The sequence below is a fragment of the Aquabacter sp. L1I39 genome (assembly GCF_017742835.1).
GTDB lineage: Bacteria > Pseudomonadota > Alphaproteobacteria > Rhizobiales > Xanthobacteraceae > L1I39.
On record NZ_CP072392.1, the window covers coordinates 3,016,781 to 3,035,667 of the forward strand.

At 66.9% G+C, this 18,887-nt stretch carries 18 protein-coding genes and 1 tRNA gene; 10 read left to right on the top strand and 9 right to left on the bottom strand.

Annotated features, from left to right (window positions below):
- Positions 1-230: 230 nt before the first annotated feature.
- Positions 231-635: a hypothetical protein gene (locus tag J5J86_RS13415; RefSeq protein ID WP_209098741.1), complete on the bottom strand. Its 405-nt coding sequence runs from the start codon at positions 633-635 to the stop codon at positions 231-233.
- Between the two features lie 327 nt (positions 636-962).
- Entirely contained in the window at positions 963-1,148 is a 186-nt protein-coding gene (gene rpmF / locus J5J86_RS13420; RefSeq protein ID WP_012115088.1) for a 50S ribosomal protein L32, read from the bottom strand.
- A gap of 415 nt (positions 1,149-1,563) precedes the next feature.
- Here rpmF and J5J86_RS13425 point away from each other — a divergent pair, with 415 nt between their 5' ends.
- The 3 genes from J5J86_RS13425 (at position 1,564) to J5J86_RS13435 (ending at position 4,498) form a co-directional block, all read left to right on the top strand.
- Positions 1,564-2,544 (top strand): peptidylprolyl isomerase, encoded by a 981-nt coding sequence (locus tag J5J86_RS13425; RefSeq protein ID WP_209098743.1) that lies wholly within the window; start codon positions 1,564-1,566, stop codon positions 2,542-2,544.
- A gap of 311 nt (positions 2,545-2,855) precedes the next feature.
- Positions 2,856-4,097 (top strand): bifunctional glutamate N-acetyltransferase/amino-acid acetyltransferase ArgJ, encoded by a 1,242-nt coding sequence (gene argJ / locus J5J86_RS13430; protein WP_209098745.1) that lies wholly within the window; start codon positions 2,856-2,858, stop codon positions 4,095-4,097.
- On the top strand, positions 4,094-4,498 hold the full coding sequence (locus J5J86_RS13435; protein WP_209098748.1) for a (deoxy)nucleoside triphosphate pyrophosphohydrolase: 405 nt from the start codon (positions 4,094-4,096) through the stop codon (positions 4,496-4,498). Before argJ ends, J5J86_RS13435 begins: the two co-directional genes overlap by 4 nt.
- 33 nt (positions 4,499-4,531) lie before the next feature.
- Here J5J86_RS13435 and J5J86_RS13440 read toward each other — a convergent pair whose 3' ends face one another.
- The 4 genes from J5J86_RS13440 to J5J86_RS13455 all read right to left on the bottom strand — a co-directional run bounded on the left by J5J86_RS13440 (position 4,532) and on the right by J5J86_RS13455 (position 9,328).
- A complete protein-coding gene (locus J5J86_RS13440; RefSeq protein ID WP_209098750.1) occupies positions 4,532-4,987 on the bottom strand; it encodes an acyl-CoA thioesterase in 456 nt (151 codons plus the stop codon).
- 455 nt (positions 4,988-5,442) lie between these two features.
- Positions 5,443-6,519: a ferrochelatase gene (hemH, locus tag J5J86_RS13445; RefSeq protein ID WP_209098752.1), complete on the bottom strand. Its 1,077-nt coding sequence runs from the start codon at positions 6,517-6,519 to the stop codon at positions 5,443-5,445.
- Between the two features lie 243 nt (positions 6,520-6,762).
- Positions 6,763-7,092, bottom strand: coding sequence for an antibiotic biosynthesis monooxygenase family protein (locus J5J86_RS13450; RefSeq protein ID WP_209098754.1), 330 nt, complete (start codon positions 7,090-7,092; stop codon positions 6,763-6,765).
- Between the two features lie 40 nt (positions 7,093-7,132).
- Entirely contained in the window at positions 7,133-9,328 is a 2,196-nt protein-coding gene (locus tag J5J86_RS13455) for a TonB-dependent hemoglobin/transferrin/lactoferrin family receptor (RefSeq protein ID WP_209098756.1), read from the bottom strand.
- A 333-nt stretch (positions 9,329-9,661) separates the two neighbouring features.
- Here J5J86_RS13455 and J5J86_RS13460 point away from each other — a divergent pair, with 333 nt between their 5' ends.
- The 5 genes from J5J86_RS13460 to J5J86_RS13480 all read left to right on the top strand — a co-directional run bounded on the left by J5J86_RS13460 (position 9,662) and on the right by J5J86_RS13480 (position 13,854).
- Positions 9,662-10,612 (top strand): heme/hemin ABC transporter substrate-binding protein, encoded by a 951-nt coding sequence (locus J5J86_RS13460; protein ID WP_209098758.1) that lies wholly within the window; start codon positions 9,662-9,664, stop codon positions 10,610-10,612.
- On the top strand, positions 10,609-11,688 hold the full coding sequence (locus J5J86_RS13465; RefSeq protein WP_247657586.1) for a FecCD family ABC transporter permease: 1,080 nt from the start codon (positions 10,609-10,611) through the stop codon (positions 11,686-11,688). The genes J5J86_RS13460 and J5J86_RS13465 overlap by 4 nt, the downstream gene beginning before the upstream one ends.
- Entirely contained in the window at positions 11,685-12,488 is an 804-nt protein-coding gene (locus tag J5J86_RS13470) for a heme ABC transporter ATP-binding protein (protein WP_247657588.1), read from the top strand. Before J5J86_RS13465 ends, J5J86_RS13470 begins: the two co-directional genes overlap by 4 nt.
- Positions 12,489-12,556: 68 nt before the next feature.
- Positions 12,557-13,405: an SDR family NAD(P)-dependent oxidoreductase gene (locus J5J86_RS13475; protein ID WP_209098761.1), complete on the top strand. Its 849-nt coding sequence runs from the start codon at positions 12,557-12,559 to the stop codon at positions 13,403-13,405.
- Between the two features lie 230 nt (positions 13,406-13,635).
- Positions 13,636-13,854, top strand: coding sequence for a hypothetical protein (locus J5J86_RS13480; protein ID WP_209098763.1), 219 nt, complete (start codon positions 13,636-13,638; stop codon positions 13,852-13,854).
- Positions 13,855-13,949: 95 nt separating this feature from the next.
- Here J5J86_RS13480 and J5J86_RS13485 read toward each other — a convergent pair.
- Together J5J86_RS13485 and J5J86_RS13490 are read right to left on the bottom strand one after the other, a co-directional pair.
- Positions 13,950-14,024, bottom strand: a tRNA-Val gene (locus J5J86_RS13485).
- Positions 14,025-14,149: 125 nt separating this feature from the next.
- Positions 14,150-14,473: a response regulator gene (locus J5J86_RS13490; RefSeq protein ID WP_247658524.1), complete on the bottom strand. Its 324-nt coding sequence runs from the start codon at positions 14,471-14,473 to the stop codon at positions 14,150-14,152.
- A 310-nt stretch (positions 14,474-14,783) separates the two neighbouring features.
- Between J5J86_RS13490 and J5J86_RS13495 the strand changes: the two genes are divergently transcribed.
- Both J5J86_RS13495 and hisN read left to right on the top strand, forming a co-directional pair.
- The gene (locus tag J5J86_RS13495) at positions 14,784-15,674 is read left to right on the top strand and encodes an N-formylglutamate amidohydrolase (protein WP_209098767.1); all 891 of its coding nucleotides are present in this window, start codon (positions 14,784-14,786) and stop codon (positions 15,672-15,674) included.
- 1,272 nt (positions 15,675-16,946) lie between these two features.
- Positions 16,947-17,732, top strand: a complete 786-nt coding sequence (gene hisN, locus J5J86_RS13500; RefSeq protein ID WP_209098770.1) for a histidinol-phosphatase — start codon at positions 16,947-16,949, stop codon at positions 17,730-17,732.
- A gap of 67 nt (positions 17,733-17,799) precedes the next feature.
- On the opposite strand, the gene J5J86_RS13505 is transcribed toward hisN, so the two are convergent.
- On the bottom strand, positions 17,800-18,837 hold the full coding sequence (locus J5J86_RS13505; protein WP_209098772.1) for an alpha/beta fold hydrolase: 1,038 nt from the start codon (positions 18,835-18,837) through the stop codon (positions 17,800-17,802).
- Positions 18,838-18,887 lie beyond the last annotated feature (50 nt).

Consider the following 18,887-nt stretch of genomic DNA (forward strand, 5'->3'; position numbering starts at 1 on the left):
CCCCACCGCTGCCGGCATCCGGCCGGTCCGTCCGTTGGCGCGCTTCTGGCTCACACTGACGCGTCCCGCCTTCTTGAGAGGCTGTTACGTTGTTACGGCGATGCCGCGCCGGGTCGCCCGGCCTGTATCTCGGCATTGCTGTCGCGCCTAAGATGAGCGGCGGGCGGCCTCATTGCAAACCGGATTGCGGGCGAAGCGATGCCGGAACGGAAAATGGCGCGGATCTCGGCTCAATCCATGCGGGAATCAAGGGCCACGTCACGCTGCGCCACTCGGACCGAAATCCAGAAGCCGGCGATCACATCGAACAGCATCACGAGGCCCATGAGCGCGAACACGGAGGTGCCCGCCTGCGCCACCAGCAGAAACTCGCCCACCGCAATGGCAAAGAGCAGCACGGAGAGGATGTGGTCGAAGATGTTGCGCGAGGACACGCGCGTCGCCTTGAGCACTTCCACCAGCAGGATCAGCAGGGTGAAGCCCAGGAAGACATCGGCGATGGAAATGGTCCAGCTCGCCCCGGACATCATGGGCACGGTCGCCAGAATGGCGTGCCAGTCGAGGCCGGGCGTGAGGAAGACGAAGATGTTGTAGACGGCAAGCGGTACGATCAGCAGCGGGATGGGCGTGAGCATGCACACTCCTCTTGTCCGTCGCGCCTTTCGCACGCGAGCCCGATCCGAACGTCGCGGATCCGCCTCGCAGGCGAAAAGTCACATCGGATGGGTGGCATATTCGCGGCCCGCTGTCATCGCCTCCGTGGGAGAAACGAGACAAACCGCAATGGGATCAAGCCTTTGAGGTGGCGAGCGCCACGGCTGCGATCCAAGCCTCGCGGTGCGGCCCCAGCACCCTTCGGGGCGGGCTACCGCACAGGCGGCCTGCGCGCGCGGGACCTGCGCGCGTCGGAACAGTTGCGCCGACCCGCCGGCGCGGCAGCTGCCGCGCCGCGTCAGATGCGATCAGGCTTCCGCCTTGGGCTTCAGGATCTGGCGACCGCGATACATGCCGGTCTTCAGGTCCAGGTGGTGGGGGCGGCGCAGCTCGCCGGAATCCTTGTCTTCCACATAGGTGGGCTGCTTCAGGGCGTCAGCCGAGCGGCGCATGCCGCGACGGGACGGGGAGGTCTTTCTCTTCGGGACGGCCATGTCCAAACTCCGGAAACGTCGTAAGCCAGTGTTCCTGCCGCGTAGGTTCGCGCAGGCGAGCGAAACCAGTCTTCTCGATAGGAGGCGCGCCTTATACAGGCTCGCGGGCTGAAGCGGAAGGCCCCGGGGGCGGATTCTCCATGCTATTCTTCGCCGCTGTCCCACGCGGTCGTGAGAGCGGCGGCCCGCAACGCGCGCGCCTGCCCCAGCTTTGCCGCGATGCCACCGCGGAGTGGCCATGGGGACACCTCACTGTCCCCTTGTGTCCGGTGGAAAGCTGCGCGAGGGTGCGCGCGCCTGACGGGGCGCATCCGAAGGGACCATGGTTCCGACGAATGGTCCAGCCCCCGCTTCCGGCCAGCCCAGGCCCGCCCAACGTCTGGTGGGTGCCTTCGAAAGGTTGAGGATAAAGGATATGATGCGTCCCGCCCACACCGCAGTCCTGGCGGTGGCTCTCTCGGCTCTGGCTCTCGGCGGTGAAGCGCTGGCTCAGGCTCCGGCGGCCCCCAAGGCGGCTGCGCCCGCCCAGGCGGCCCCCGCCCAAGCCGCTCCCGCCCAGGCTGCTCCCGCCCAGGCTGCTCCTGCCAAGCCTGCCGATGCCGACCCTGTGGTCGTCACGGTGAACGGCACCCCCATCCGCGCCAGCGAGGTCGCCATCGCCGAGGAGGACATCGGCCCCGGCCTGCCGCAGGTGCAGCCCGCCCAGCGCCGCGAATATGTCCTGTCCTTCCTCACTGACATGACCGTGCTCGCCCAGGCGGCCGAGGCGCAGAAGCTGGACCAGTCTCCCGAATTCCAGCAGCGCATGAACTATGCCCGCACCAAGGCCCTCATGGAGGCGCTCCTGAATGCGGAGGCTCAGAAGGCCGTGAGCGAGGAGGCCAAGAAGGCCACCTACGACGAGTTCGTGAAGTCCACCAAACCCGAGATGGAAGTGCGCGCCCGCCACATCCTGGTGGACAGCGAGGCCAAGGCCAAGGAGATCGACGCGAAGGCCAAGGCCGGCGCCGACTTTGCCACCCTCGCCAAGGAAAATTCCAAGGACAGCGCCGAGGATGGCGGCGACCTCGGCTATTTCACCAAGGAACAGATGGTGCCGGAATTCGCCGACGCGGCCTTCAAGCTCGACAAGGGCCAGGTCTCCGACGTGGTGAAGACCCAGTTCGGCTATCACATCATCAAGGTCGAGGATAAGCGGCAGAAGCCCATCCCCACCTATGACCAGGTGAAGGACCAGATCGACCAGTATCTGGTGCGCAAGGCACAGACGGAACTCGTCACCAAGCTGCGCAACGACGCCAAGGTGGAGAAGACCGCCGCCGCCGCCGCCCCGGCGGCTCCCGCCGCGCCCGCCACCCCGGCGGCGCCTGCCACTCCGGCTGCGCCCAAGAACTGAGGGGCGGCGGCCGCGCCGGCCGCCCTCCGCACGCTCCAGCAGGCCTGAAGGGCTCCGCCGGGTTCCGGCGGGGCCCTTCTGCGTTGGGGGGGGGGCGCCGCTTTTTTCCGCGCCCCTTTTTCCGTCTCCCGGCTTTGCCGGCTCTGCGTGCGCCGAAAGGCCCACCGGGCGCCAGCGCGCCCGCCCTGTCCCTTGGCGCGCCTCGGCAAGCCCCTAGCCACAGCCCCTCGCCACGCCCCTTGCCTTGGCGGGCGAGGTGCGGCACATCCACAGCGCCGATTGTGCGGCGACCTTTGCCCCGGGGGCTCCCCATGTCCGCGTCCGTCTCTCCCCTCGCACCCAAGGTCCTGGTAGACGCGCCGCCCGTGCCGGGCGTGACCTTTGCCACCGCAGAGGCTGGCATCCGCTATAAGGGCCGCACCGATGTGCTGATGGCCTCCTTCGTGCGCGGCACCACGGTGGCGGGTGTGACCACGCGCTCCTTGTGCCCCTCCGCTCCCGTGGAGTGGTGCCGCACCGTGCTCAAGAAGGGCAAGGCGCGGGCGCTGGTGGTCAATTCCGGCAATGCCAATGCCTTCACCGGCCTCAAAGGCCGCGAATCCACCGCACTGACCGCTGAGGTCGCCGCCGGCGTGCTGGGCTGCAAGCCCACCGAGGTGCTGCTCGCCTCCACCGGCGTCATCGGTGAGCCCTTGGACGCCACCAAGTTCCGCGGCGCGCTCGACGACACCGCCCAGCGCCTCGCGTCCGGCCCGTGGCTCGATGCCGCTCGCGCCATCATGACCACCGACACCTTCCCGAAGGTGGCCACCGCCACCGTGCCCATGGGCGAGGCGGACGTGGTCATCACCGGCATCGCCAAGGGCGCCGGCATGATCGCGCCGGACATGGCGACCATGCTCTCCTTCGTCTTCACCGACGCCCCCATCGCCGCCGACGTGCTTCAGGCGCTGCTCTCCAAGGGCGTGGTGAACTCCTTCAACGCCATCACCATCGACAGCGACACCTCCACCTCGGACACGCTGCTTTTGTTCGCCACCGGCGTCGCCAAGGACCGGGGCGTTGCTCCCATCAAGAGCCTGGAGGATCCGCGCGTCGGCCCGTTCCGCAAAGAGCTCAACCGTGTGCTGGCGAACCTTGCCGAGCAGGTGGCCCGCGACGGCGAGGGGGCCCGCAAGCTGGTGCGGGTGCATGTGAAGGGCGCGGTGTCCAAGAAGTCCGCCCGCCGCATCGGCATGTCCATCGCCAATTCGCCGCTGGTGAAGACGGCGGTGGCAGGCGAGGACGCCAATTGGGGCCGCGTGGTCATGGCGGTGGGCAAGGCCGGCGAGCCGGCGGACCGCGACCTTCTCTCCATCTGGTTCGGCGACATCCGCGTCGCCGCCGAGGGCATGCGCGACCCGGCCTATGACGAGGGCGTCGTCTCCCAATACATGACCGGCGACGTGATCGACCTGACCGTCGATATCGGCCTCGGCAAGGGCAAGGACACGGTGCTGACCTGCGACCTGACCAAGGAATATGTGGCCATCAACGGCGACTATCGGTCATGAAGCTGACGCTCGTGGTCGCCTGCGCGCTGGTGGACGCGGACAACCGCGTCCTGGTGGCCCAGCGGCCGGAAGGCAAGGCGCTCGCTGGCCTGTGGGAATTTCCCGGCGGCAAGATGGAGCCGGGCGAGCGGCCGGAGGAGACGCTCATCCGCGAGCTGGACGAGGAACTGGGCATTCAGGTGAAGGAGGCGTGCCTTGCGCCGCTGACCTTTGCCAGCCATGGCTATGAGACCTTCCACCTCCTGATGCCGCTCTGGATCTGCAGGCGCTGGGAAGGTCGCGTGGAAGCGCGCGAGCACACGGCCCTGAAATGGGTGCGCGCCAGCAAGCTGCGGGAACTGGCCATGCCGCCCGCCGACGAGCCCCTCATTCCCCCGCTGATCGACCTTCTGGGGCCGTAAGGCCCGCGCGGGGGGGCGTAGCCCCGCGCGCCTTCAGCCCTTAACCAGCGGCAGCAGCGCCGCGCGCAGCGGCTCCGGCAGGGCGACCGGGCGGCGGGTGTGGCGGTCCACATAGACATGGACGAAATGGCCCTGGGCACAGGCGCTCTCGTCCGCGCCCTGGAAGATGCCGATCTCATAGCGCACGGAGCTGGAGCCGAGCCGCGCCACCCTGAGGCCCGCCCGCACGGGCGCGGGGAAGGTCAGCGAGCGGAAATAGGCGCAGCGGGTTTCCACCACCAGGCCGATCACCGGGCTCTGCTCGGGATCGAGCACGCCCTGGGCCATCAGGTACTCATTCACCACCGTGTCGAAATAGGAATAAAAGACCACGTTGTTGACGTGGCCATAGATGTCCATGTCGGCCCATCGGGTGGTGATGGGCAGGATATGGGCATAGTCGCCCTGGGAGCCGGGGCGTTCGCGTTCGGTGGCGGAAGAAGCGCTCATGACAGGCCCTGCGTGGAAGACACCCCGCCTTCTCGCACGCCAGCGTGCGCCCTGGCCAGAGCTTCAGGCCAGAGCTTCGCGGACAGGCGCGGCGTGGCGCGAACAGGCGGGGAACAGCCCATGGCACGCGATTCGGACGGGCTTCGTTCGCGCTGCGTTTCGTGACCAGAGGACGTCCTGTCCCAAGTCGGGACGCCGGCCGTGCCTCCATCCGGCGGTGGCTCGGGGCATCGAACGGGCCGGGAACATCGCCTCTTCCGCGATTCGGACGCCCTTCGTTCCGGCTGTGTTTTCCGGCCGGGGGGCGCCCTGTTTCAAACCGGGACAGGCAGCTGTGCGCCCCTTGTGCGCGGAACGGGCAGAGAACATCCGCCCCGCCGCGATTCGCGCGCCTTTCGTTCCCGCTGCGTTTTATTCGCCACCAGGGGCCTGTCCCACATCGGGACAAGAGGGCCTCAGCCTACCCAGCCGGACAATTCCCGGCGCACCACGGTCTCGATCACCCGCATGCCTTCGTCCGTATCGTTGAGGCAGGGGATGGCCGCGAACTTCTCGCCGCCATTGTGCTCGAAGATCTCCCGGTTCTCCCCGCCAATCTCCTCCAGCGTCTCCAGGCAGTCGGCGGTGAAGCCGGGATTGACGATGGCGAGCCGCTTCACGCCGCTCTTGGCCAGGGCCTCCACGGTCTTGTCCGTATAGGGCTGGAGCCATTCCTCGGTGCCGAAGCGGGACTGGAAGGTGATGCGGAAGCGCTCCTTGGTCATGCCGAGGCGCTCGCGCATGAGGCGGCCGGTCTTCATGCACTGGCAGTGATAGGGGTCGCCCTTGTGCAGATAGGAGACCGGCACCCCGTGGAAGGAGGCGAGGATCACCTCCGGCTCGAAATCCAGCTTGGAAAGGTGCCCCTCCAGCGCCGTGCAGGCGGCGTCGATATAAGTGGGGTCGTCATGCCAGGGCGGGGCGACGCGCAGGATGGGCTGCCAGCGCATGGCCTTGAGCGCATCGAACGTCTTGTCGCAGACGGTGGCGGTGGTGGCGGCGGAATATTGCGGATAGAGCGGCACCAGCAGGATGCGCTCGCATCCTTGCGCCTGGAGCGCCTCGATGCGCTCCTTGATGGGCGGCTTGCCATAGCGCATGGCCCAGTCCACCACGATGCGCTGATCCAGCCCCGCGAGCCGCTCCGCCAGCTTCTGTGCCTGGGAGCGGGTGATGGTCTTCAAGGGGCCCTCGTTCAGCTCCTTGTTCCAGATGGTGTCATAGTCCTTGCCCTTCGGCCCCGGGCGCTTGGTGAGCACGATGGCGTTGAGGATGAACCACCAGAGCGGCCGGTTGACCTCGATCACCCGCCGGTCCCACAGGAATTCCTTCAGATAGCGACGCATGGACCAATAATCGGTCGCCTCCGGCGTGCCGAGATTGACCAGCAGCACCCCAATGCGCCCGAACGCCACCTTCGGGTGGTCAGCGGGCAAGGCGGACGGAACGACGGGGGAGGGCGAAACGGAGGACACGGACGAGGAGGCAGTCATGGCGGGGATGGGGCTCACCGGTTCGGGCCGCCGCCGCGCCGGCGGCGAAGCCCTTCAGGGAAGGCTACGCGCGAAACCCGCCTTTGGACCAGCGCCCGGCGGGGGCAGAGGCGTTCCGCGCTTATTGCCTGCCACATGGCCCCTTCCGACCGCCCCGTCAATGCGCTGCCTCAAGGCCCGCAAACGCAAACCGCCCGCCTCCGGGGGGAGGCGGGCGGTCTGCCGGGGAGAGCGTCGCGGAGGTCAGGCGGCGCTTTCGGCGGGGGTCAGGGCGAGCACGGATTCGAACCCCTCGAATTCCGGCGGGCCGATATAGTTCACCTTGTTGGTGCCGGCATCGCGATGGGCGGCGCGGAAGGCTTCGGACTTGGTCCAGGCCTCGAAATCCGCCTTGGAGCGCCATTCCGTGTGGGAGGAATAGAGGACGTAGTCCTCGCGCTGGGGGCCCTTGAGCAGGTTGAAGGCGACGAAGCCGGGGACGGTCGCCAGATAGCTGTCGCGCTCGCGCCAGACGCGCTCGAACTCGGCTTCGGACCCGAACTTCACCTTGAAACGGTTCATGGCAATAAACATGGATCACTCCTTTTCCATCGCGCCGCGCGGGGTGCGGGCCTTATTTGGTGATGCTCGCCAGCGTCGGCGAGAGCGAGGCGAGCTGGCCGTCGCCGAACTTGATGGTCAGCGCGCCCTTCAGCGTGATGCCCGCGCTCGGCAGGAATTGCTGATACTGAGTGTACTGCTCGTTGAGCAGGTTTTCGACCGAGAACGAGGCCAACACATTGGGCGAGGGCGTGTAGCCCAGGTAGAAGTTGACGAGGTTGAAGGACGGGGTGGGCGTATAGACGCCATCGGTGGGCAGGTCCGCCGCCGTCACCGCCGCCACCGCCATCCAGCGCACCGACATGGTCAGCTTGTTGTCCCACAGCCGCACGCCCAGCGTGGTGGCGATGTTGTCTGGCATGACGGATGACAAAGGCTGTCCGTTGGTGGTGTTCTCGCCATTGGTGACGGTGGCGTTCACCCCCAGGAACCAGGGCCCGGCATCATACATGCTCTCCAATTCGAAGCCGGTGAGCTTGGCATTGGCGATGTTCTGGTATTGCGCATAGGCGGTGGTGCCGTATCGGGTGGTCCCGTATTGCACCAGCTCGATATAGTCGGACACGTCGTTGCGATAGACGTTCGCCTTCAGGCGGATCTTGTCGCCGCGCATGAAGAGGTTGTCATACTTGATGTTGACGCCGATTTCCTTGTTGGAGCCCACTTCGGGCGCAAGGTTCGGGTTCGGCACAAAGCAGAACACGCCGAATGAGCCGTCCGGGCAGGTCACGATGGGAATCGCGGGCGGATGGGCGCCGGCCACCAGCGTCTCGGTGACCGCCGGGGCGCGGAAGGCCTGGGCATAGGTGCCGTAGACGGTGAACCATGGCACCGGCGTGAGGCCGAGGGTGAATTTGGGCGAGACATGGTCGCCGCTATTGTTCACGCCGTCGCCGCTCAGATTGTAGCTGTCATAGCGCACGGCCGCGATGGCCTCGAGCCAGGTGGAATAATTCCCCTGCCACTGCACGAAAGCCCCGCCCACTCCGCGCGTGCCGGAAGGATTGTAGCCGTCGCCGAAGCCGTAATTGTCCACGTTGTTCACGTCGTCGTGGAAATAATCGCCGCCGATGGTGATGGCGTTGCGCACCCCATAGAATTCAAAGCGCGAGGTGTTGTTGGCGTCGAAGCCGGTGGTGTCGATGGTGAAGGAGCGCGGATTGCCCACCGCGCCGGTGATGGTGGAGGCCGAGCCCGCCACCTTCACCTGGTCTTCCTTCACCCGGTTCCAATAGATGTTACCGTCGAAGGCAAACAGATTGTCGTTCGGGTTCATGTAATTGTAGTTGGCCGTCAAGGTCTGGTTGATGACCTGGGTGCCATACTGACTTGTGGTGAGGGTCGGGTATTCGTTGCTGGTGGTGTAGGTGGAATTGTAGTTGATGGCGGTCAGCTTCACCTGGTGATAGTCCGCCGGCCGGAAGGTGGCCTTGGCGATGCCGGTCCAGGTGTCATAGGCGGTGCCGGGCACCAGGTCGCCATTGCCGTCCTTGTAGTCATTGGCCTTGCGATAGGTGCCGCCCCAGAACAGGTCGATATTCTGCCCCACCCGCGCGGCGCCGAAAAGGGAGCCGAAGCCCATGGGGCCGTTGCTGCCGATCTCGCCCGTCCCCTCCACACCCCAGGTCTGGCCGGGCTTCAGGATGTCCTGCACATCCTTGGTGCGGAACGCCACCACGCCGCCGATGGCCCCGGTTCCATAGAGGTTGGAGGAGGGGCCGCGATAGACATCCACCGCGCTGATGAGGGCGGGTTCCAGGAAGAAGGAGCCGGCCGCATTGGCATGGCCGAGCTGGGTGAAATTCTGCCGGGCCCCGTCCACGAACACCGCCACGCGGCCGAAATCCTGCAGGCCGCGAATATTGATGGAGGTCTGGGAGGAATTGCCGTTCTGGATGGCGGTGACGCCGGGCATGCCGAAGAACAGGTCCGCCGCCCGCGCTGGATCAAGCTGCTCGATCTGGTCGGAGCGCAGCACGCTGACGCCCGCCAGCGTGTCCACCGTGGGCAAATCCGTGAAGGTGGAGATGACGGTCACCGCATCGAGCGCGATCTCGTTGCCGCTGCTCGCCGCCGCTGCCGCCGGGGTGGCGGCCTGCTGAGCGACGGCGCTAACCGGAGCCAGAAGCAAGGCCGCGCCCGCCGCGCCGCACAGGAGGGCCGAACGGTTCAGGGCGCGCGAAACCGGCCGCGCGGAGGTGCGGGTCATGGAAGCCTCCAAATCAGGTTTGGGCTGGCTACCGCCCGGCATGCCGGGCTTTGCGGGCCGTGCGCCGTATCCGAACGGATCGCGTCGCGCTCTGGCGCCTCAAAAGCGCCTTCTCTTTCCGCCTACTGAAATGGTGTGGCCTGGGTCAAGTTGAATAGCTCTAACCTTACGGAATCATACGTAGTGTTGCAAATAGAACTGGATGTATTAAAAATAAAGACACGCTCAATTTTGATAGTTTTACAAATTCCAAACTACGTCTGATGGCTTGAGAATTCGCCATCTGGATTTATGACGGCGCAGGGGCGGTCGGTTTTGGGAAGGCAGGCGCCGATGCGCAGCGTGTTGAAGTCTCTCGCTCTGGTGGCCCTGGTGGCCACGGTCCCGGTGCTCGCCGGTCCGCCTCAGGCCTTCGCGCAGCATAAAGTCACGGATGCCGCCGGCCGGCAGGTGGAGGTGCGTGACACCAGCCGCGTGGTCTCCATCGGCGGAGCGGTGACGGAAATCCTCTTTGCCCTCGGTCTCGGCGATCGCGTGGTGGGCGTCGACCAGACCAGCACCTATCCGGCCGAGGCCCGCAGCCGCCCCAATGTGGGCTATTCCCGCACGCTCGCGCCGGAAGGCGTGCTGTCGGCCGATCCCAGTCTCATCCTTGCCATTGAGGGCGCCGGCCCGCCCTCCACGCTGGACGTGCTGAAGCAGGCGTCCGTGCCGGTGGTGCTCGTTCCCGATGGCCACACGCCCGAAAGCGTGGTGCGCAAGATCGAGATCATCGCCGAGGCCATGGGCGTGTCCGAGAAGGGCCGGGCGCTGGCCGATGCGGTGCGCGCGGATTTCGCGACGCTGGCGCAGGGCGTGGCGCAGCTCAAGGGGAAGCCGCGCGCCGTGTTCGTGCTCTCCGCCTCCGGCGGTGCGCCGGTGGTGGGCGGGGCGGGCACCAGCGCGGATGCCATGTTCCATCTGGCGGGTGTCACCAATGCCATGGCCGGCATTTCCGGCTTCAAGCCGGCGGTGGACGAGGTGGCGCTCACCGCCGATCCCGACGCCGTGGTGGTGATGACCGATGGCGGGCAGAAATTGACCGCGGACGTGATCTTTTCCCTCCCCGCTTTCAAGGGCACGCCCGCCGCCCGCGACGACCGCCTGGTGGCGCTGCCGGGCTCCTATCTTCTGGGCTTCGGCCCGCGTGCGCCGCAGGCGGCCCGCGATCTCGCTTTGGCGCTTCACCCCGGCGAAAGCCTGCCGCCGCTGCCGTCGCGCCCCTGGGCCGGGAGCGGCCAGTGAGCCTCGCCTTGCCCGGCATCGCCGGCCGCACCCGACCGCCCGCCGGCCTTGGCCTTCTGGTGCTCGCCCTGCTGGCCCTCGCCGCCTTCGCCGCCGCCTTGTGCCTCGGCCCCGTGAGCATCGCCCCCGACCGCCTTTGGGCGGTGTTGCGGGATGCGATCACCGGCACCGCCGCGCCTTCCGGCTATGGGATTCGCGAACGGGTGGTGGTGCTGGATGTGCGCCTGCCGCGCGCGGTGCTGGGCGCGCTGGCGGGCGCGGCGACGGCGGTTTCCGGCGCCATCCTCCAGGGCGTGTTCCGCAATCCGCTGGCCGATCCCGGCCTTGTGGGCGTCTCGCCCGGCGCCGCGCTGGCGGCGGTGGCCTTCATTGTCCTGGCGGGGGATCTCGGGCTGATGCTACCCGGCGCGCTGCGGCCCCTCTCTTTGTCAGTCGCCGCCTTCGCCGGAGGGCTCGTCACCACCTTGCTCATCGGCCGCCTCGCGCTGCGGGAAGGCTATATTTCGGTGGCGACCTTGCTGTTCGCCGGCCTCGCTCTGGGCGCGCTGGCGAGCGCGGGCACCGGCCTCCTGGTGTTCCTGTCCACCGAGCAGCAGTCGCGGGAATTCCTGTTCTGGACTTTGGGCAGCCTCGGCGGTGCCACCTGGGCGAAGGCGGCGCTGGCCGCGCCCTTCGTGCTGGCGCTTCTCGTGGTCATGCCGGTGATCGCGCGCGGGCTCGATGCGCTGGCGCTGGGCGAGGCGGAGGCCTTCCACTTGGGCATTCGGGTGGAGCGATTGAAGCGCATCGCCATCCTGGCAGTCGCGGGCGGCGTCGGGGCGGCGGTGGCGGCCTGCGGGGTGATCGGCTTTGTGGGGCTGGTGGTGCCCCATCTGGTGCGCTTGACGCTTGGCCCCTCCCACAAGGTGCTCCTGCCCGCCTCGGCCCTGCTGGGCGCCGCCGTCCTGCTCTTGGCGGACGTGGCGGCCCGCATGCTGGCTGCGCCTGCCGAACTGCCGCTGGGCGTCGTCACCGCCCTCATCGGGGCGCCCTTCTTTCTCTGGCTGCTCATGCGGCGGCGGGGAGCGCTCGGATGAACGGCGACCCCACCTATGCGATGGCGGACATCGTCCTGGAGCGCGGTGGGCGGCGGCTGCTGGACGGTGTTTCCCTCGCCCTCCATCCCGGCACGGTCACCGTGGTCATCGGCCCCAATGGCGCCGGCAAGTCCACCTTGCTGAAGGTGCTGGCCGGAGAATTGCGCGCCGCGCGCGGCCGCGTCACGCTGGAGGGGCGGGACATCGCTGCCCTGCCGCCAGCGCTCCTCGCCCGGCGGCGGGCGGTGCTGGCGCAATCGACGGAGGTGGCCTTTCCCTTCACTGTGGCCGAGGTGGTGGGCATCGGCCTAATGGGGGCCGGGGCCGGCGTCGAGGCGCGCATCGAGCAGGCGCTGGCGCGCGTGGATCTTGCGGGATTCGAGTCCCGGCGCATCGAGCAATTGTCGGGCGGCGAGCGGCAGCGGGTGCATCTGGCCCGCGTGCTGGCGCAGCTGGGGGCAAGTGGGGAGGGGCCGGGCTTTCTGCTCCTCGACGAGCCCACCTCATCCCTCGATCTGTCCCATCAACTTCTTGTGCTCGATGTGGCCCGCCGCCACGCGCAGGCCGGAGGCGGGGTGCTCGCCATCCTCCATGACCTGAACCTGGCGGCCATGGCCGCGGACGTGCTGGTGGTGGTGGAGAACGGCCGCATCGTCGCGGCCGGCCCGCCGGCTGAGGTGCTCACCGATGACCTGCTGCGCACCGTCTTCGGCGTGGCGGCGCGGATGAATGCGGTGCCGGCTGGCCCCTTCCTGCTGCCCCAGTCGGTTCTCGGATCCGTGGGCGCAGCCCCGCGTTGATGGCTTGCGGCGGCGGCGGAGGCGGGCTTTCCTCCCTGCCTCGCAGTTACCGCACCGCAGGAGCCGTCATGACCCATCCCGCTCTCACCCCCGGCCATGTGGCCGTCGTCACCGGCGGCGCCTCCGGCATCGGCCTCGCGGCGGCCCGGCGCTTTCTCGGCCTCGGCCTGAAGGTGGCCATTGCCGATCTGCCCGGCGATGCGCTGGCGGAGGCGGAGCGCTCGCTCACCGCGGAAGCTCCGCCCGGCGCGACCCATGTGCTGGCCGTGCCCACCGACGTAGCCGAACCCGGCGCGCTGGAGCATCTGGAGCAGACGGTGCGGGGCGCCTTCGGAACGGTGGACGTACTCATGAACAATGCGGGCATCCAGCCCGGCAGCACCACCTTCGACACCGAGCGCCACTGGCGGCGCATCATGGCGGTCAATCTGTGGGGCATCATCGAGGGCAGCCAGATCTTCGCGCCCGGCATGATCGCGCAAGGCCGTGCGGGCCTCATCATCAATACCGGCTCCAAGCAGGGCATCACCACCCCGCCCGGCGACCCCGCCTACAACGTCTCCAAGGCGGGCGTGAAGGCTTTCACCGAGGCGCTGCAGCACGAATTGCGCAACACGCCCGGCTGCCGCATCACCGCCCACCTGCTCATTCCCGGCTTCGTCTTCACCGGCCTCACCGCGCGCGGGCGCAGCGAGAAGCCCGCCGGCGCCTGGACGCCGGACGAGACGGTGGACTTCATGCTGGAACGGCTGGAGGCGGGGGATTTCTACATCCTGTGCCCGGACAATGATGTACCGCGCGCCCTGGATGAACGGCGCATTCTGTGGGCCGCCGGCGACATCGTGGAAAATCGCCCGCCGCTCTCGCGCTGGCATCCCGACTATGCGGAGGCGTTCAAGGCATTCGTGGAGCGCTGAGCCTCCCGGAGCGCGGTGCGCGGCGACCCGGTCCCGCCGGCCCTGAATTTTCGCGCCGTCTCCCCCGATTGTGGGAGGCGCGCACCGGTGCAATGACGGACGAATCGACCCGCCCGCAACGTCTCATGCGCGAGGGGGATGTCATGAAAACCGGAGTTTTGTTGGCTGTGGCTCTTGCAGGTGCAAGCGTGTCCCTGGTGCTTGCGGAGGACGCGCAGGCCGGATGTACCATGAAGCCGCAATGCGTCATGCGCTCCAAGATAGAGTACCGAACCACTTATACCCGGGAGTGCGATACCACACGGCAATATAACGGCGTCACGTTCGTGCCCGTCACCACCTGCCGCACGCGCCCGATCACGTCCCCCTATCCCGTCCATTATGAGGATTGCTCCAAGGTCGTGAAAGTGTGCGACGGCCTGGGCTCGCTCATCAGTTCGAAGAAGTGAGGAAGACCGGCCGGCGACCCGTTACGTCTCCGCTGGCAAAGATGGGAGGCCGCGCCACAGCGCTGGTTCGCCCCTAATAGGGCAGAAGGTGCGGATGGTGGGCGCGACAGGGATTGAACCTGTGACCCCTACGATGTCAACGTAGTGCTCTCCCGCTGAGCTACGCGCCCATCCGCCAGGAGGAGGCCTCTATATCGGCTCGATCGGCCGGAAGCAAGGCGCCTCGAAAAGGGAAATTTGCGTCATCCCCAGGCTCTATGCCGATGGCCGTGCCGGGGCGCGCGCGGGCCGCCGCTCAGGCGGCCAGCATCTTGCCGACTTCGCTCACCAGATCGCGCAGATGGAAGGGCTTGGAGAGCACTTTCGCCTCGCAGGGCGCTTCCACGTCCGCATTGAGGGCCACCGCGGCAAAGCCGGTGATGAACATGACCTTGAGGTCGGGATCCAGCTCCGTCGCCCGCCGCGCCAGCTCGATGCCGTCCATCTCCGGCATGACGATATCCGTCAGCAGCAGCTCGAAGGGCTCTTCCCGCATCCGCTCATAGGCGGAGCGGCCATTGTCGTAGGAGGCTACATTGTAGCCCGCATTCTGCAGCGCTTTCACCAGGAAGCGACGCATGTCGTTGTCGTCTTCGGCCAAAAGGATCTTCGACACGCCTCTTACCCCTCGATTGCCCACATCCCGCCAACCGTGCCGGCCGGCTCCGCCCCCGGATTCATGGCCGGTTTCATGGCCCCGGTTCGGGGCGGAAATCAACCCGTCGCGGAGGAGCGCGCGCGCAACGCGGGCGCGGCGGTTCCTCCATAGGCTTCTTGCCTCAAAACGGGTAAATTCGAAGTGAACCTTTCTGCATCTTCTCAAGCGGGTCTCCGCTTGGGCATCATGAAGCCGATCTTTCACGCGCGCGCTCAGGGATGAACGGGCCTCGATGACTGCCTGCCTCGCCGAAACCATCGACCCGCCGTTCGACATCCTGATGCCCGACGCGGTGCAGGGGCCGGTCCTGTTCAATTCGCCCCATTCGGGCCGGATTTACCCCCGCGCGTTCATGGATCAGGTGCGGCTCGACTTCGACACGCTACGCCGCTCGGAAGACAGTTTCGTGGATGAGCTGTTCCAGGGCGTGGTGGAGCAGGGGCTCCCGCTCATGCGGGCGCTGTTTCCGCGGGCCTTCCTGGACCTGAACCGCGAACCCTACGAGCTTGATCCGCGCATGTTCGACGGCCGCTTGCCGGCATTTGCCAATACGCGGTCCATCCGGGTCTCGGGCGGCCTCGGCACCATTGCGCGGGTGGTGGGCGAATCGCAGGAGATCTACCAGCGCCGCCTCACCGTGGCGGAAGGGCTGGAGCGCATCGAGACCTACTACAAGCCTTACCATCAGGCCCTGCGTCGCCTTATGACGCGCAGCCACCGCGCGTTCGGGGTGGCTGTGCTGGTGGATTGCCATTCCATGCCCTCCGGCCCGGCGCGGGAAGAAGGCGTGCGGGCGGACATCGTCCTGGGCGATCGCTACGCCACCAGCTGCTCCGGCCTTATCACCGACCTGCTGGATGAGGAACTCACCGCGCGCGGCTATGCGGTGGTGCGCAACAAGCCCTATGCGGGCGGCTACATCACCGAGCATTACGGCAATCCGGTCGCAGGCCTGCACGCGGTGCAGATCGAGATCAATCGCGGTCTCTATATGGATGAGACGCATTATCAGCGGGCGGCGGGATTTGCGCGGGTGCAGGCGGACATGTGCGCCGTGGCCGGCCGCCTCAATGCGCTGGCGCTTGAGGCGCTGGTGCCGCGCCGGGCGGCGGCGGCGGAATAACGCCCGCCGGTTTCCGGCCGGCCCGATATGTCGCCAGGGTGGTGCGGCACGGGCGCGGCAACTTCGCGCAGCGATCGCTGTGTGACGGCCTTGCGTTTTTTGAATGGCAGATATACGAATTTGCGCATGGCGGATCGCTGCTTCGCGTTCCGTGCGCAGATCGTCTGTCCCGAGCGATCGCTCAAAAAAGAAAGGGGCCGCCCGCCGAAGCGAACGGCCCAAGTCTAGGGAGGAAACGCCCAAGGAGGGCAGCGACACAGCGACGCCAATCGCCATGTCGCAATGCAGCAATAGCCCATTGCGGTGCCATAAATCAAGTGCTGGTTTGTCGCACTGCGGTCGGGTCTATCAAGTCGCTGAAAAATCAGGGAAAAACTCAAAACGAACGGGGTTGGGGGAGCGCCGCGAAGGCGAATCCGTCTAAAAGTTCGCTTTTTGTTCTTATTTTTCTTGGTCGGTGAGGGACTGGTGTTTCGGCGGTTCCCGCAAAAATGGGGAAAGAATGGCAATAAAATACCGTTATGCGGTATTTAGAGACCGTTTCTCCATTAGCTTTGCGTTTTAGGTAGGGGCGCGTTGCGCTGCACGCGCGGCGCTTTGCCGGAGGGTTGGGAGGAGAGACGCGAAGGGGAGGCGCGAAGCCGGTCAACGGCCGCCAACCCGTCGCATCAGAGAGAGACGGGTGCACCGCTGACCCGGCGCGCCGGGTTCGCGTCCGCAGGGTCCCGGGCATCGCTGCGGGGAAACGTGCGCCGCAAGAAGCGTGCGCCCGAAAAAGAGTTCGCGAGGGGAAGGGGCACGGCGAAAAGCTGGCCAACGGCGCAACGGCGCCCAAAAAGAAAGGGGCCGCTCACAGTATACCGGAGCGGCCCAAGTCTAGGGAGGAAACGCCCAAGGAGGGCAGCGGCACTGCAGCACGCAATGCCGCGCCGCATCAATATGCGCCCCACCCCCCTTTGCCGCAAGATTGTGCCCTGCTGATATATTAGGCATGCCGAGTCCGTGAACTTTTGTTGACGGTCAAGCCCTTGCGATCCCCACGCCTAACGTCAGGGCGCCGGGTTAAAACGTTTTGCCCCTTCCCGCGCCGTACCGCCTTCCGCGAAGCCTTCCGTCGGGTCCGCCCGAGTCGGCGCCAGCGCCTGCTGCCGGGGAATGAAGGGAAGGCGGTCTCCTCTGTCTTCAGTTTGTCGTGCCATCGCGCCACGACCTGATCTAGAGAAGGAAAGCGCCGTCCCCGGCGCGCCTGGAACTGACTCCCGGAAGGCCCCCATGACCCCTGTCGCCCTGGATACGTTCGTCCACCAGCTCGCCACCATGTCGGGAGAGGCCATCCTGCCTTTCTTCCGCACCACCCTGGGCGTCGAGGACAAGAGCCATGGGCGCGCCTTCGATCCGGTGACCGAGGCGGATCGTGCCGCCGAGCAGGTGATGCGCCGGCTGATCCAGCAGCATTTCCCCGATCACGGCATCATTGGCGAGGAGTTTGACGACCAGAGCACCGACGCCACCTATGTGTGGGCGCTCGATCCCATCGACGGCACCAAGTCCTTCATCTGCGGCATGCCCGCCTGGGGTACGCTGATCGGGCTCCTGAAGGAGGGGGTGCCGGTCTATGGCATGATGCACCAGCCCTTTATCAAGGAACGGTTCTTCGGCGACGGTGCCAGCGCCTTCTATCGCGGTCCGGCCGGCGACCGCCGGCTCACCACGCGCCCCTGCGCCCGCATCGAAGACGCCATCCTCTTCACCACCAGCCCGCTGCTCATGAACGAACCCGATCGCGCCTGCTTCCGCAAGGCGGAAGAGCGCGTGCGCCTCTCCCGCTATGGCGGCGATTGCTATGCCTATTGCATGGTGGCCGCGGGACTCGCGGACGTGGTCATCGAGACCGGCCTGAAGGACCACGACATCGTCGCCTTGGTGCCCGTCATCGAGGGGGCAGGGGGCATCGTGACCACCTGGGAGGGCCAATCGCCCGCCAAGGGCGGGCGCGTGGTGGCGGCCGGCAGCAAGGCGGTGCATGCGGCGGCTCTGGAGATCCTCAACGGTGGCTAGATGTGGAGCATCACCCGTTCGCGCGAAGGAAATGCTTTAGGACAAAAGAGAGAGCGCAGGGGCGCGCCTAGCCGTCGGCCCTGGAGCGCGCGCCCTCCCCGGGCAAGGGAGTGGGCGGAATGAAGCCGTCAAACGCCGCCCAGAACTGGCTGCGCAGGGCATCCCGCTCCATCATCAGTTCATGCTTGGCGGCGGGCACCACCAATTGTGCGCCCGCGATCAGCCGCGACGCCACATGCTCGATCATCCGGTTGGAGACGATTCGGTCGGCGCCGCCCGCCATCAGCAGCAGCGGCTGACGGATCGTGCGCAAGGCTTCCGGCGCCGTGATGCGCCGCATGGCTGCAAAGGCCGCGGTGAGCCAGCGCAAGGTGGGCGAGCCCAGCCCCAGCTCGGGATGCTGGGTGATGAAGTCTGCCGCGCGGGCGTAGCGGACCGGGTCCGACGTGACACGGTTGATCTCGAAGGGGCGGAAATTGATGGGCTTGTCCCCGCCGCCCGGGACATAGGCCCGGCCCAATCCCACCGCCGTGCCCGCGGCGGCGATCATGCCCACGGCGCCGGTGATCGGCCCCAGATTGATGGCCAGCATGGGCGCGGCCATGACCGCCCGGTCGAACCAGCGATGCCCCGCCAGAAGCGCGTCCAGCAGCACCGCACCTCCCATGGAATGGGCAAGGGCATAATGTGGCGCGGGGCAGTCGGGCAGCACCACATGGCGCATGAAGGCGGCCAGATCGCGCTGATAGTCCAGGAAATCAGCCACATAGCCCCGCCGCGGATTGGCAAGCAGGCGCTCCGACCCGCCCTGGCCCCGCCAGTCCAGTGTTGCGACGGCAAAGCCCCGCGCGGTGAGGTCGCGCACCACCTCGTAATATTTCTCGATGAATTCCGCCCGGCCGGGCAGCAGTGTCACGGTGCCGCGGCGGGGTGCGCCGGGTGTTGGCGGCCAATGGGCGAATCGGATGCGGATCTCGTCGGCCGTCACCAGATGCCCACTGGCCGCGCCGGCCGGAACCGGGCTGCCGGGGATGGCGCGCAGGACGCCGGAATCCGCCAGGGGGGCAGAGGGCGTCGGCGCGGCGCGGGCGATCGGCTGGGACATGGAGGCTTGGCGGACCCCTGGAGGAGAGGATGGTGGATCAGCCTATAGCG

What these genes read in the sequence shown, in the direction of transcription:
- J5J86_RS13415 (WP_209098741.1), bottom strand. Translation starts at nt 635, where the DNA reads ATGCTCACGCCCATCCCGCTGCTGATCGTACCGCTTGCCGTCTACAAC.
- rpmF (WP_012115088.1), bottom strand. Translation starts at nt 1,148, where the DNA reads ATGGCCGTCCCGAAGAGAAAGACCTCCCCGTCCCGTCGCGGCATGCGC.
- J5J86_RS13425 (WP_209098743.1), top strand. Translation starts at nt 1,564, where the DNA reads ATGATGCGTCCCGCCCACACCGCAGTCCTGGCGGTGGCTCTCTCGGCT.
- argJ (WP_209098745.1), top strand. Translation starts at nt 2,856, where the DNA reads ATGTCCGCGTCCGTCTCTCCCCTCGCACCCAAGGTCCTGGTAGACGCG.
- J5J86_RS13435 (WP_209098748.1), top strand. Translation starts at nt 4,094, where the DNA reads ATGAAGCTGACGCTCGTGGTCGCCTGCGCGCTGGTGGACGCGGACAAC.
- J5J86_RS13440 (WP_209098750.1), bottom strand. Translation starts at nt 4,987, where the DNA reads ATGAGCGCTTCTTCCGCCACCGAACGCGAACGCCCCGGCTCCCAGGGC.
- hemH (WP_209098752.1), bottom strand. Translation starts at nt 6,519, where the DNA reads ATGACTGCCTCCTCGTCCGTGTCCTCCGTTTCGCCCTCCCCCGTCGTT.
- J5J86_RS13450 (WP_209098754.1), bottom strand. Translation starts at nt 7,092, where the DNA reads ATGTTTATTGCCATGAACCGTTTCAAGGTGAAGTTCGGGTCCGAAGCC.
- J5J86_RS13455 (WP_209098756.1), bottom strand. Translation starts at nt 9,328, where the DNA reads ATGACCCGCACCTCCGCGCGGCCGGTTTCGCGCGCCCTGAACCGTTCG.
- J5J86_RS13460 (WP_209098758.1), top strand. Translation starts at nt 9,662, where the DNA reads ATGCGCAGCGTGTTGAAGTCTCTCGCTCTGGTGGCCCTGGTGGCCACG.
- J5J86_RS13470 (WP_247657588.1), top strand. Translation starts at nt 11,685, where the DNA reads ATGAACGGCGACCCCACCTATGCGATGGCGGACATCGTCCTGGAGCGC.
- J5J86_RS13475 (WP_209098761.1), top strand. Translation starts at nt 12,557, where the DNA reads ATGACCCATCCCGCTCTCACCCCCGGCCATGTGGCCGTCGTCACCGGC.
- J5J86_RS13480 (WP_209098763.1), top strand. Translation starts at nt 13,636, where the DNA reads ATGAAGCCGCAATGCGTCATGCGCTCCAAGATAGAGTACCGAACCACT.
- J5J86_RS13490 (WP_247658524.1), bottom strand. Translation starts at nt 14,473, where the DNA reads ATGCGTCGCTTCCTGGTGAAAGCGCTGCAGAATGCGGGCTACAATGTA.
- J5J86_RS13495 (WP_209098767.1), top strand. Translation starts at nt 14,784, where the DNA reads ATGACTGCCTGCCTCGCCGAAACCATCGACCCGCCGTTCGACATCCTG.
- hisN (WP_209098770.1), top strand. Translation starts at nt 16,947, where the DNA reads ATGACCCCTGTCGCCCTGGATACGTTCGTCCACCAGCTCGCCACCATG.
- J5J86_RS13505 (WP_209098772.1), bottom strand. Translation starts at nt 18,837, where the DNA reads ATGTCCCAGCCGATCGCCCGCGCCGCGCCGACGCCCTCTGCCCCCCTG.